General features: G+C 69.1%; 5 protein-coding genes, 1 tRNA gene and 1 rRNA gene. 1 reads left to right on the top strand and 6 read right to left on the bottom strand.

What is annotated here, in order from left to right; all coding sequences use genetic code 11:
• Positions 1 to 60: 60 nt before the first annotated feature.
• The 3 genes from ACGFZW_RS13790 to ACGFZW_RS13780 form a co-directional block, all read right to left on the bottom strand.
• Positions 61 to 2,829 carry a DNA translocase FtsK gene (locus ACGFZW_RS13790; protein ID WP_393893296.1) on the bottom strand — a complete coding sequence of 923 codons (2,769 nt, stop codon included), beginning with the start codon at positions 2,827 to 2,829 and terminating at the stop codon, positions 61 to 63.
• Between the two features lie 92 nt (positions 2,830 to 2,921).
• Positions 2,922 to 3,581, bottom strand: coding sequence for a two-component system response regulator (locus ACGFZW_RS13785; RefSeq protein ID WP_393893295.1), 660 nt, complete (start codon positions 3,579 to 3,581; stop codon positions 2,922 to 2,924).
• A gap of 255 nt (positions 3,582 to 3,836) precedes the next feature.
• A complete protein-coding gene (locus ACGFZW_RS13780; protein WP_393893294.1) occupies positions 3,837 to 9,362 on the bottom strand; it encodes a HAMP domain-containing protein in 5,526 nt (1,841 codons plus the stop codon).
• 263 nt (positions 9,363 to 9,625) lie between these two features.
• Between ACGFZW_RS13780 and ACGFZW_RS13775 the strand changes: the two genes are divergently transcribed.
• The gene (locus ACGFZW_RS13775; protein WP_393893293.1) at positions 9,626 to 12,295 is read left to right on the top strand and encodes a SpoIIE family protein phosphatase; all 2,670 of its coding nucleotides are present in this window, start codon (positions 9,626 to 9,628) and stop codon (positions 12,293 to 12,295) included.
• Positions 12,296 to 12,428: 133 nt separating this feature from the next.
• Here the strand turns inward: ACGFZW_RS13775 and ACGFZW_RS13770 are convergent.
• The 3 genes from ACGFZW_RS13770 to rrf all read right to left on the bottom strand — a co-directional run bounded on the left by ACGFZW_RS13770 (position 12,429) and on the right by rrf (position 13,469).
• Positions 12,429 to 12,501: transfer RNA gene (locus ACGFZW_RS13770), tRNA-Thr, on the bottom strand.
• Positions 12,502 to 12,558: 57 nt separating this feature from the next.
• Positions 12,559 to 13,236 carry a DegT/DnrJ/EryC1/StrS family aminotransferase gene (locus ACGFZW_RS13765; RefSeq protein WP_393893292.1) on the bottom strand — a complete coding sequence of 226 codons (678 nt, stop codon included), beginning with the start codon at positions 13,234 to 13,236 and terminating at the stop codon, positions 12,559 to 12,561.
• Between the two features lie 116 nt (positions 13,237 to 13,352).
• Positions 13,353 to 13,469: ribosomal RNA gene (gene rrf, locus ACGFZW_RS13760) — 5S ribosomal RNA — on the bottom strand.
• Positions 13,470 to 13,617: the final 148 nt, after the last annotated feature.

Below are 13,617 nucleotides of genomic sequence, written 5' to 3'. Positions count from 1 at the left end.
ACGTATCGGCAGGAGAAACGGTTGCGTCCCCGTCTCGTACGGGTGAGCCGGACGTCTGTGCTACTCGGTAGCCTCCCCCCGGATCACCGCGAGCACTCCGTCCAATTCATCCGGCTTCACCATGACATCGCGTGCCTTGGAACCCTCGCTCGGCCCGACGATGTTGCGCGATTCCATGAGGTCCATCAGCCGTCCGGCCTTGGCGAAGCCCACCCGCAGCTTGCGCTGCAGCATGGACGTCGACCCGAACTGGGTGGAAACGACCAGTTCAGCGGCCTGACACAGCAGATCGAGGTCATCGCCGATGTCCTCGTCGATCTCCTTCTTCTTCGCTGTGCCCACGGTGACGTCGTCGCGGAAGACCGGCGCCATCTGATCCTTGCAGTGCTGGACGACCGCCGCGACTTCGGACTCGGTCACGAAGGCGCCCTGCATGCGGACCGGCTTGTTGGCGCCCATCGGCAGGAAGAGCCCGTCGCCCTTGCCGATCAGCTTCTCGGCGCCCGGCTGGTCGAGGATGACGCGGCTGTCGGCGAGCGAGGAGGTGGCGAAGGCGAGGCGGGACGGCACATTGGCCTTGATCAGGCCGGTGACCACGTCGACGGAAGGGCGCTGGGTGGCGAGCACCAGGTGGATGCCGGCCGCGCGGGCGAGCTGCGTGATGCGGACGATCGAGTCCTCCACGTCCCGCGGCGCCACCATCATCAAGTCCGCCAGCTCATCCACGATGACCAGCAGATACGGGTAGGGCGACAGCTCGCGCTCACTGCCCTCGGGTGAGCTGACCTTGCCGCTGCGGACCGCTTCGTTGAAGTCGTCGATGTGCCGGAAGCCGTACGCCGCGAGATCGTCGTAGCGCAGGTCCATCTCGCGGACCACCCACTGCAGCGCCTCTGCGGCGCGCTTGGGGTTGGTGATGATGGGCGTGATGAGGTGCGGGATGCCTTCGTAGGCGGTCAGCTCGACCCGCTTGGGGTCGACCAGCACCATCCGCACGTCCTCCGGGGTGGCCCGCAGCATGACGGAGGTGATCAGGCAGTTGATGCAGGAGGACTTGCCGGACCCGGTGGCACCGGCCACGAGGACGTGCGGCATCTTCGTCATGTTCGCCATGACGTAGCCGCCCTCGACGTCCTTGCCGAGCGCCACCAGCATCGGATGCTCGTCGCCCGCTGCGTCGGCCAGCCGCAGAACATCGCCGAGGTTGACCATCTCGCGGTCGGTGTTGGGGATCTCGATGCCCACCGCGGACTTGCCCGGGATCGGGCTGATGATCCGGACGTCCGGGCTGGCGACGGCGTACGCGATGTTCTTGGCCAGCGCGGTGATCTTCTCGACCTTCACCGCCGGGCCCAGTTCGACCTCGTAGCGGGTGACCGTCGGCCCCCGGGTGAATCCGGTGACCGCGGCGTCGACCTTGAACTCCTGGAAGACCGTGGTCAGTGACGCCACTATGGCGTCGTTGGCGGCGCTGCGGGTCTTGCCGGGACCGCCCCGGGCGAGCAGGTCGAGCGAGGGCAGCGAGTAGGTGATGTCGCCGGACAGCTGGAGCTGCTCGGCGCGCGCCGGCAGCTCTCCGGACGGCTCCGGCGCGGCCTTGGTGTAGTCCGGCACCGCGGAGGACTTCTCGACGGCGGCCGACGGCTCCGGGCCCCGGGCCGGCGGCACCGAACCGCTCTCCCCCGCGCCGCTCTCGTCGCCGCGCTCCCGCCGCTCCCCGGAGATGCTGCTGCTCAGCCCCGCGACGAGCGGGGAGGGCTGGACGCCGTGCAGTACCGCGCCGTCCAGGGAGGCGGCGGCCGCGGCGGCCACATCCACCGCGTCCATCGTCCGGTCACCTGGCTGTACGGACGCCCGGCGCGGACGGCGGCGCTTGGCGAGCGCCTCTTCCTCCCGCGCGTCCGGATCGTTCGCATCCGCCGGGGCGCCGCGCCGCGGCCGGCGGGCGGGCTGCTCGCGCCAGTCGTCGTCGTACTCGTCCAGCTCGCCGACGAAGCCCTCGGGCTCCGCGGGCTCCAGCACGCCCAGCTTCACGCAGAGCGCGCGCAGCCGCTGCGGGATGGCGTTCACCGGTGTCGCGGTCACCACCAGCAGACCGAAGACGGTCAGCAGCACCAGCAGTGCCACCGCGAGGGTCTGCCCGACGGCGAAGATCAACGGCTTGGAGGCGACCCAGCCGACATAACCGCCGGCGTCCTGCATCGCCGCGACGCCCTCGTCCCGGCCCGGCGACCCGCAGGCCATCGCGACCTGCCCGAGGACCCCCACGACCAGCGCGGACAGCCCGATGATGATCCGGCCGTTGGCCTCGGGCTGCTCGGGGTGCCGGATGAGCCGTACGGCGATGCCGCCAAGCAGTATCGGTACGACCAGGTCGAGCCGCCCGAAGGCGCCCGTCACCAGCAGCGCGACGAGATCGCCCACCGGGCCGCTGAGGTTGGACCAGGTGCCGGCCGCTATCACCAGCGCCACGCCGAGCAGCAACAGCGCCAGCCCGTCCTTGCGGTGGGCCGGGTCGAGATTCCTCGCACCGCGGCCCACGCCGCGGAACAGCGCCCCGACGGCATGCGCCACGCCCAGCCAGCAGGCACGGACGAGGCGGTAGATGCCCCCGGTCGGCGACGGCGCCGGTTTGGGGGCGGCCTTCTTCGCGGGCGCCCTCTTGGCCGGCGCCCGCTTCGCGGCCACGGTCTTCTTCACCGGTGGCTTCCGGGCGGACGAAGCCTTTTTCGCTGCGGCCTTCTTGGCGGCGCCTCCGGCCTGTCCGGCGCGCTGCTTCGAGGGGCCCGCCGTGCTCTGGGTTCCCTTGCCGGACGTACGTGAGGCCATGGTGACGAGATTACAGCCGACGACGCGCGGGACACGAGCGCGCGGCGTTTCACCCATTCGTGTCGCGCCTGCGCCTCATGAGGGGGCGTCAGTTACCCGGCGCCGTTTCCCGACCCCGGCTCGAGTGCGTCCAGCGCTCTGCGCAGGCCCGTCAGCTTCCGCTCCAGATGCGCGGCGGTGGCCACCGCCGCGGCATCCGCGGACTCGTCCAACTGCTTGGACAGCGCCTCCGCCTGCTCCTCGACCGCGGCAAGTCGCGCCGACAGCTCGGCGAGCAGCCCGGCGGATTCCTTCGCCTCGTCGGGGCTCGGCCGCCCGCCCTCCAGCTGCAGCCTCAGCAAAGAGGCCTGCTCCCGCAGTTGGCAGTTCTTCATGTACAGCTCGACGAAGACCGAGACCTTCGCCCGCAGCACCCACGGGTCGAACGGCTTGGAGATGTAGTCGACCGCACCTGCCGCGTACCCGCGGAAGGTGTGGTGCGGCCCGTGGTTGATGGCCGTGAGGAAGATGATCGGGATGTCGCGGGTCCGCTCCCGCCGCTTGATGTGCGCGGCGGTCTCGAATCCGTCCATTCCCGGCATCTGTACATCGAGCAGAATCACCGCGAAGTCGTCCGTGAGCAGCGCTTTGAGCGCTTCCTCCCCGGACGATGCCCGCACCAGTGTCTGATCGAGCGCAGAGAGGATCGCCTCCAGCGCCAGCAGATTCTCCGGCCGGTCATCGACCAGGAGGATTTTGGCCTTCTGCACCATGGCCCGCCCTCCTCGCCCCGGCATGGAACCGGACGCCGCCCCAGGGGACGACTCCGTCACGCCGCCCGTCCTTGTGCCGGTCATGGTAGCTGCACCCCGCTTGTCGCCACACCCTGTCACCGCGATGTCACTGTGCACGTAGCAGAAACGCAGCGGGAGACCAGAAGGTTCCCCGAATCCCACGCTTCCACACGTCCACGGCGACCCTGAGTCAGCACGCGGTGATCCTCTTTCGGCTCCATAGTGGACGCCCCGTCACTCCGCGCGCATCCATTGCTCCATGACCGACAACAGATGATCGGTATCCACCGGCTTGGTCACATAGTCGGAGGCTCCGGAGTCGATGCTCTTCTCCCGGTCGCCCTTCATCGCCTTCGCGGTCAGCGCGATGATGGGCAGCCCGGCGAACTGCGGCATCCGACGGATCGCGGCCGTGGTCGCGTAACCGTCCATCTCCGGCATCATGATGTCCATCAGCACCAGGACCACATCGTCGTGCTGTTCGAGCACCTCGATGCCTTCCCGGCCGTTCTCCGCGTACAGCACCGAGAGCCCGTGCTGCTCCAGGACGCTGGTGAGCGCGAAGACGTTGCGGATGTCGTCGTCGACGATCAACACCTTCTCACCGTGGAACCCGCCCTCGGGCCCCGGGGCCACCAGATCCTGGCCGTTGCCGAGCCATTGCTCGTCCGCGGGCTGCTGGGTGGTCGGCTGCGTGGGCTGGGAAGGCTGCGAAGGCGCCTGCGCCGGATGCTTCGGCGGGAGGGACGACGGCGGCAGCGCGAACCGCCGGGCGCCACCCGAAACGCTGCGCCGGCGCCGCCGGTTGAGGGTACCGGGGTCGTTCGGCTCCTCGCCCTGCAGCTCCTCGGCCTCGGCCTGCCGCACGACCTCCGTCTCACGCGCCTCCGCGTCCATCGCAAGACCGCCGGCCACCAGCTGCGGGTAGCCCTGCGGAGGCAGCCCACCGGGGTTGTGCGGCAGGTACAGCGTGAAGGTGGAGCCGCGGCCGGGCTCACTGGCCGCATGGATCTCACCGCCGAGCAGCCGGGCGATCTCCCGGCTGATGGACAGGCCGAGACCCGTGCCGCCGTACTTGCGGCTGGTCGTTCCGTCCGCCTGCTTGAAGGCCTCGAAGATGACCCGCATCTTGCTCGACGCGATACCGATACCGGTGTCGGTCACCGAGAAGGCGATCATGTCGGCGTCCGGGTCGCGCAGCGAACCGTGCTCCAGCAGCTGCTCCCGGATCGCCACCGGCACGTCCGTGCGGGCCGGCCGGATGACCAGCTCCACGGCGCCGCTGTCGGTGAACTTCACCGCGTTGGACAGCAGGTTGCGCAGCACCTGGAGCAGCCGCTGCTCGTCGGTGTGCAGGGTGGCGGGCAGCTCCGGGGAGACCCGTACGGAGAAGTCGAGTCCCTTCTCCGCGGTCAGCGGCCGGAACGTCGCCTCGACGTAGTCGACGAGCTGGACCAGCGCGATCCGCGTCGGGCTGACGTCCATCTTGCCCGCCTCGACCTTCGACAGATCGAGGATGTCGTTGATCAGCTGGAGCAGGTCGCTGCCCGCCCCGTGGATCGTCTCGGCGAACTCCACCTGCTTCGGGGAGAGATTCCCCTCGGCGTTGTCGGCGAGCAGCTTGGCGAGGATCAGCAGGGAGTTCAGCGGCGTGCGCAGCTCGTGCGACATGTTCGCCAGGAACTCCGACTTGTAGCGCATGGAGACCGCGAGCTGCTCGGCGCGCTCCTCCAGGACCTGCCGCGCCTCCTCGATCTCGGTGTTCTTCACCTCGATGTCACGGTTCTGCGCACGCAGCTGCTCGGCCTTCTCCTCCAGCTCGGAGTTGGACAGCTCCAGCGCCTTCTGCCGGCTCTCCAGCTCACCGGAGCGCTCCTTGAGCTGCTCGGTCAGCTCCTGTGACTGCTTGAGCAGGACCTCGGTCTTGGTGTTGACCGAGATGGTGTTGACGCTGGTGGCGATCATCTCGGCGATCTGGCTGAGGAAGTCCTTCTGGATCTGGGTGAACGGCTGGAACGAGGCCAGCTCGATCACACCCAGCACCTTGTCCTCGAAGAGCACCGGCAGCACGATCACGTTGGCCGGCGGAGCCTCCCCGAGCCCGGAGGCGATCTTGAGGTAGCCCGAGGGGACGTTCTCCACCAGGATGGTGCGCCCCTCCTCCGCGGCCGTGCCGATCAGCGTCTCGCCCGGCCTGAAGGTCGTCGGCATCCCGCCCATGGCGTAGCCGTACGAGCCCATCAGCCGCAGCTCGTACGCGCCCGCCTCGCCGCCGTCCGCGCCGATCTCCTGGCTGTCGGGCTGCGCGGCGAGGAAGAACGCGCCGTGCTGTGCCGAGACCGCGGGCGAGAGCTCGCTCATGATGAGCGTGGCGACGTCCTTGAGGTCGCGCCGGCCCTGCATCAGGCCCGAGATCCGGGCGAGGTTGCCCTTGAGCCAGTCCTGTTCCTCGTTGGCGAGGGTGGTCTCGCGGAGCGTGGAGATCATGGTGTTGACGTTGTCCTGGAGTTCCAGGATCTCGCCGGCCGCGTCCACATCGATGCGGACGTTGTGGTCGCCGAGGGTGACCGCGGCGGCGACCGCGGCGATGGCACGCACCTGACGGGTCAGGTTGCCCGCCATCTCGTTCACCGATTCGGTCAGGTCCTTCCAGGTGCCGGCCACGCCCCGCACCTGTGCCTGACCGCCCAGCTGGCCTTCCGTACCCACCTCGCGGGCCACCCTGGTGACCTGCTCGGCGAAGGACGACAGCTGGTCGACCATGGTGTTGATGGTGGTCTTCAGCGCGAGGATCTCGCCTCGCGCGTCGATGTCGATCTTCTTGGTCAGATCACCCTTGGCGATGGCGGTGGTGACCATGGCGATGTTGCGGACCTGGCCGGTGAGGTTGTTGGCCATGGAGTTCACCGACTCGGTGAGGTCCTTCCACGTACCGGCGACACCGGGGACGCGGGCCTGGCCGCCCAGGATGCCGTCGGTGCCCACCTCGCGGGCCACTCGCGTGACCTCGTCGGCGAACGACGACAGCGTCGTGACCATCGTGTTGACCGTGTCGGCGAGCTGCGCGACCTCGCCGCGCGCCTCGACCGTCACCTTCTTCGTCAGATCGCCGTTGGCGACCGCCGCCGAGACCTGCGAGATGTTGCGGACCTGGATGGTCAGGTTGTTGGCCATCAGGTTCACGTTGTCGCTGAGATCCAGCCAGATACCGGTGGCACCCGGCACCCGCGCCTGACCGCCCAGCTGCCCCTCGGTGCCCACCTCACGGGCCACCCGCGTCACCTGCTCGGCGAACGAGGACAACTGGTCGACCATGGTGTTGACGGTCGTGACCAGTTCGAGGATCTCGCCCTTGGCGTCGACGGTGATCTTCTTGGACAGATCACCGCGGGCCACCGCGGTCGTCACCTCGGCGATGTTGCGGACCTGGGAGGTCAGGTTGTTCGCCATGAAGTTGACGGACTGGGTGAGGTCCTTCCACGTCCCGCTGACGCCCTGCACCTCGGCCTGGCCGCCCAGGATGCCCTCGGTGCCCACCTCGCGGGCGACCCGGGTGACCTGCTCCGCGAAGGACGAGAGCTGGTCGACCATCGTGTTGAGGGTGTTCTTCAGCTCCAGGATCTCGCCCCGGGCGTCCACGTCGATCTTCTGTGAGAGGTCACCGCGCGCGACCGCCGTGGCGACCTGCGCGATGTTGCGGACCTGAGCGGTGAGGTTCCCGGCCATGCCGTTCACCGAGTCCGTCAGGTCCCGCCAGACGCCCGCGACGCCCGGCACCTGCGCCTGGCCGCCCAACCTGCCGTCCGTGCCGACCTCCCGGGCGACCCGGGTGACCTGCTCGGCGAACGCGGAGAGCTGGTCGACCATCGTGTTGATGGTGTTCTTCAGCTCCAGGATCTCGCCGCGCGCGTCCACGTCGATCTTCTGCGACAGGTCGCCACGCGCGACCGCCGTGGTCACCTGGGCGATCTGCCGCACCTGCGAGGTGAGGTTCCCCGCCATGAAGTTGACGGAGTCGGTGAGTTCCTTCCAGGTGCCGCTGACGCCGTCCACGCGGGCCTGGCCACCGAGCCGGCCTTCCGTGCCCACGTCCCTGGCCATCCGGGTGACCTGATCGGCGAACGACGACAGCTGGTCGACCATGGTGTTCACGGTGTTCTTCAGCTGGAGCATCTCGCCGGAGACGTCGACGGTGACCTTCTGGGACAGGTCGCCGTTGGCGACCGCCGTCGTCACCTGCGCGATGTTGCGCACCTGACCGGTCAGGTTGCGGAAGGCGGTGTTCACGGAGTCCGTGAGGTCCTTCCACGTCCCCGCCGCGCCCGGCACCGCGGCCTGGCCGCCCAGCTCACCCTCGACACCGATCTCCCGCGCCACGCGCGTCACTTCGGCACCGAACGACGACAGCTGACCCACCATCGTATTGACGGTGTTCTTCAGCTCCAGCATCTCGCCGGCCACGTCGACGGTGATCGTCTGCGACAGGTCGCCGTTGGCGACCGCAGTCGTCACCTGCGCGATGTCCCGCACCTGCGCCGTGAGGTTGCGGAACGCGGTGTTCACCGAGTCGGTGAGGTCCTTCCACGTCCCCGCCGCGCCGGGCACCTGCGCCTGACCGCCGAGCTGCCCCTCGGCGCCGACCTCGCTCGCCACCCGCGTCACTTCGTCCGCGAAGGTGCGCAGCGTCTCGGTCATGGTGTTGATGGTGTCGGCGAGCTGCGCGACCTCGCCGCGCGCGCTGACCGTGACCTTCTGCGACAGGTCGCCGTTGGCGACCGCTGTCGTGACCTGGGCGATACCCCGGACCTGCGCGGTGAGGTTTCCGGCCATGAGATTGACCGAATCCGTGAGGTCCTTCCACACGCCGGCGACACCTGGCACCTGCGCCTGGCCGCCGAGCTCCCCTTCCGTGCCGACCTCGCGGGCGACCCTCGTGACCTCGGAGGCGAACGAGGAGAGCTGGTCCACCATCGTGTTGACGGTGTTCTTCAGCTCCAGCATCTCGCCGGCGACGTGAACCGTCACCTTCCGGGACAGATCACCCTTCGCGACCGCGGTGGTGACGAGAGCAATGTCACGCACCTGCGCGGTGAGCCGGGAGGCCATCGTGTTGACGGATTCCGTGAGGTCCTTCCACGAACCCGACATTCCGCGCACCCGCGCCTGACCGCCGAGCTTGCCCTCCGTACCGACCTCGCTGGCCACCCTCGTGACCTCGTCGGTGAACGCCGAGAGCTGGTCGACCAGGCCGTTGACCGTACGGCCGACCTTGAGGAACTCGCCCCGCAACGGATGCTCCGAGGAGCTGTCCGAACTGCGCGAGCGCAGGTCCATCCGCTGTTCCAGGTCACCCTCGGACACCGCCGACAGCACCCGTCCCACTTCGGAGACGGGCCGTACGAGGTCGTCCACCAAGGCGTTCGAGGCGTCGATGGCCGCGGCCCACGAACCCTCGCAGGCGCCGACCTCCAGCCGTTCCGTGAGTTTTCCCTCACGACCGACCACCCTGCGCACCCGGGCGAGCTCACCCGTCAGGTGCAGATTGCGGTCCGCCACCTCGTTGAATACCGCCGCGATCTCCGACATGACGCCGTCGCCGGAAACCGTCAACCGCTTGCGGAAGTTCCCGTCCCGCATGGCGACAAGAGCGACCAACAGCCGATTCAGGGCAGCCGTATCCACCTCGGTCGTCCCATTGTTCCGGGATCGTCCGCCTTTTGCGCGTGTGCTTGCGCCCCGCGCCGCTGCGCCAGACTCCACCGTGTCCCTCCCGCAGGGTCGACCGTTCTACCCAGGCTTTCTCGTGATGCTTGCCCAGTGTTTCACCATGGCCCAACGAGGCCATAACAGTTCGGCAGCATCGCACACCCGTCCCGGGGCACGATTGGGGCGGAAACACACGTGACCGGCATCCGCAGGCGCGGCGAAGGTAAGTAACCTGGCATACGGCTGTCCACCCCGCCCCGGCCATCCAGTACGGGCGGTGGTGCGAGCACAACAGGTATTCGGAGGGGCGCCGCAGCATGGGGGAGCAGATCACCGACACACGCACGAGGAGACCAGTGATCACCGCGCGGGCCGCCGCCACTTTCGAGCCGGTCGGGCGCTCTGTCGCCACTGCCCGTGCGTTCGTCCGTGACACCCTCCAGGGCTGGGGCTACGGCGACATCGTCGACGACGCCGTCGTGTTGACGAGCGAGCTCGTGACCAACGCCGTGGTGCACGCGGGCACCGCCGCGGACGTGCTGTGCCTGCGGACGGACGGCGGCGTGCGCATCTCCGTCGCCGACCGGTACCCCGAACGTGAGATCCCCCTCCAGAACGCCGGACAGACCATCGTCCACCCGGACCGCGAGGGTGGCCGTGGCCTCCTTCTGTGCGGCGCACTCGCCTCCCGGTGGGGCGTGGAGTACACCGCCGCCCAGAAGCACGTCTGGTTCCAGCTCGACCTCCCCGAGCGCCCCGCAGGCACCCGCTCCGCCGGCCCCGCCCTCCCCGTGGACGCCCTCCCGGTCACCGACAGCCGGGTCCGGGTCGCGGTCATCCAGATCGACCGCAGCGGCTGCATCGGCTTCTGGAACGACGACGCCAAGGACCTCTTCGCGTACGACCCCGAGCAGGTCATCGGCAAGCCCCTCACCGACTTCGCCGCCTGGCCGCACACCCCCGGCACGGGCACCGGCATCGCCGAGGCCCTGCAGCTCTCCCGCTGGGAGGGCTCCTACGGCATAAGGGGCGCCGACGGCCGGGTCGTCCCCGTGTACGCCTCGCACCTGCGCGTCCGCGACGCCGACGGCGAGGCCTCCACGGTCTGTCTCCTGGTCCGCGACCACGAACGGGCGATCCTCCAGAGCCCGCAGCGCACCCCGGCCCCGGACGCCGCCTCACAGGGCGCCCAGTCGGAGGGCCGATCGTCCGACCCGTTCGAGGTCTTCATCGGCTCCCCGGCCCCCGACGACCTCGACGGCCTCCTCCAGCGCACCGTCGAACGCGCCCGCGACATGCTCGACGGCGACGCCGCCTACCTCCTGCTGGCCACCGACGACGAGACCGAGCTGGAGGTCCGCGCCTCCACCGGCCTGCCCTCCGCCCGCCAGCGGTTCGCCCGCGTCCCGGTCGAGGCCGGCTCCGGACGCTACGGCTCCGCCCGGATGCCCGCGGTCCACGAGGACCTCACCGCCGTCCCCGGAGCGGTCCCGCTGCTCAGCGGCACGGGCATGCGTTCGGTCGTCACGGTCCCGCTGAAGGTCGAGGGACGGCTGACCGGCTCCCTCGGCGTCGCCGCGGAGGCCGCCGGCCGCTACACCAACGAAGAGGCGCTGCGCCTCCAGTTCGCCGCCGACCGCATCGCCCTCGCCGTCGAACGCGCCCGCCTCACCGAACTGGAACGGCTCCGCCGCGGCTCGCTGTCCTTCCTCGTCGAGGCTTCCGACCTCCTGGCCGGCACCCTCGACCGCGACCAGACCCTGGCCCTGATGGCCCAGATGACGGTCCCCACCCTCGCCACCTGGTGCGCCGTCTACACCGTCGCCGACCAGAGCTCCGAACCCGAGCTCTCCTACGTCCTGCACGAGGACGAGGACCGCATCGACGGCCTCAAGACCCTCCTGATGAAGGTCGATCCGCCCGAGCCGGTCCCCACCCCCGGCGCCCGGGTCTGGACCGCCCCCACCGACGCCGCGCACGACGCCGCCCTGCGCACGTCCCTGCGCAGCCTGGGCCTGGGCAACTCCGCCCGCCCCTCGACCGGCCCGGGTGCCACGCTCGCCACCGCCTCCGCAGTCGGCGGCGAGACCGTCGTACTCCCCCTCGTCGCGCGCAACCGCGTCATCGGCATGCTCACCCTCGGCAAGCCCACCGAGGAGCACTTCCGCCAGGAAATCCTCGAACTCGCCGAGGACCTCTCCCGCCGGGCCGCCCTCGCCCTGGACAACGCCCGCCTCTACTCCGAGCGCACGGCCATCAGCCAGTCCCTCCAGCGCAGCCTGCTGCCCCCGGAGCTCCCCGACGTCCCCGGCGTCGAGGTCGAGGTCATCTACCGCGCCGCGGGCGAGGGCAACGAGGTCGGCGGCGACTTCTACGACCTCTTCCCCATCCGCGACGGCGCGTACGGCTTCGCCATCGGCGACGTCTGCGGCACGGGCCCCGAAGCCGCCGCCGTCACCGGCCTGGCCCGGCACGCCCTGCGCCTGCTCGCCCGCGAGGGCTTCAGCGGCCCCGCCGTCCTGGAGCGGCTCAACGCCGCCATCCTCGACGAAGGCGCCCGCAGCCGCTTCCTGACGCTCCTTTACGGCGAACTGTGGCCGCAGGAGGACGGAAGCGCCCTCCTCAAGGTCGTCTGCGCCGGACACCCCCTGCCGCTGCGCCTGCGCCAGGACGGCTCGGTCGAGCCGGCCGCGGAACCCCAGCCGCTCCTCGGCGTCATGGAAGACCTCGAACTCTACGAGCAGAACGTCACCCTCGACCCGGGCGATGTCCTCCTGTGCGTCACCGACGGCGTCACCGAACGCCGCGAGGGCACCCGCATGCTCGGCGACGACGGCCTCACCGACGTCCTGACCACCTGCACCGGCCTGACCGCCGGCGCTGTCGCCGCCCGCGTCCTGCGCGCCGTGGAGCGCTTCGCTGCGGAACCGGCCTCCGACGACATGGCGATCCTCGCCATGCGCGTCCCCGAGGTCCCAGCCGAATGAGGTCCGTCTCAGGGCCGGATCTCCCGATCCGGCCCTGACCCCCACCCGAGCAAAACCCGCCGATGGCTGAAGCGCCGTCAACTTCCGGACACAACAAAGGCCCCCGCCGAATGGCGGGGGCCTTTGTTCTTTGAGCCCCAATACGGAATCGAACCGTAGACCTTCTCCTTACCATGGAGACGCTCTGCCGACTGAGCTATTGGGGCGCGTCAACGGGATAGATCATACCTGAAGTCCGCGCCGCCTCCGAACCACCCATCGGATCAAAAGGCCGGCTGCAACAATCCACCCAGCGCATTGCAGGCACCTACGACCTTGTGCAACTCCCGCCGCGACAGTCCCGCATGCGCCGGCAGCGCCAGCGTCTCGTCAACGGCCCGCTCGGTGTGCGGCAGGAACACATCCCTCCGCAGCCCCGGCATCCGATACACGGGCGCCTGCACGGGAACCCGGCACATCACGCCCTTGGCCCGCAGGGCACGCACGAACGCGTCCCGGTCGGGCCGCCCGTTCCCCGGCACCCGCACCACATAGTGCTCGTAGGTGTGCCCCACGGCCGCCTCCGGCGTCCGGACTCCACTGAGCCTGCCGTCCAGGTATGACGCATGCTCCCGGCGCCGCTCCACACCGCCCGGGTCCGCCCCGGGCTCTTCCTCGACCACCACCAGCAACCCATGGCGCTGGCCGACCTCGCGTATCCAGGCCTCGTTAGCCCGCCGACCGAAGCGGTGTACGGCGACGACCGCCGCGGTCCTGCTGGTGACGACGTCCGACACAGCGGCCGGGTCGACGCAGTAGCTGTCGGCGTCCACGTCGGCGAACACCGGCAAGGCACGCAACTGCACGACCGCCTCAGCCACTTCGGCGTTGCCATAGGCGGGCACCACGACCTCATCGCCGGCGCGCACACCGGCGGACTTGAGTGTTTCGAATGTCCCCATGTCTGCGGATCCTGGTCAGGCCAGGTGAACGTCACGTTACGAGCACCACCAGAGAACCAGAACAAAAAAGCTCCGGTCCCTGAACCAAGAGGTTCAGGGACCGGAGCTGAATGATTGTTCGGCGGCGTCCTACTCTCCCACAGGGTCCCCCCTGCAGTACCATCGGCGCTGAAAGGCTTAGCTTCCGGGTTCGAAATGTAACCGGGCGTTTCCCTAACGCAATGACCACCGAAACACTATGAAGTTAACCAACCCGGCAAAAACACAGGTCGTTACTTCAGAACCTACACAGTGGACGCGAGCAACTGAGGACAAGCCCTCGGCCTATTAGTACCAGTCAACTCCAACCGTTACCGGTCTTCCATATCTGGCCTATCAACC

This window comes from Streptomyces sp. NPDC048248, from assembly GCF_043201875.1.
Taxonomy (GTDB): Bacteria; Actinomycetota; Actinomycetes; order Streptomycetales; family Streptomycetaceae; genus Streptomyces.
The sequence above is the reverse complement of the archived record's forward strand: the minus strand, read 5'-3'. Positions and strand labels throughout refer to the sequence as shown.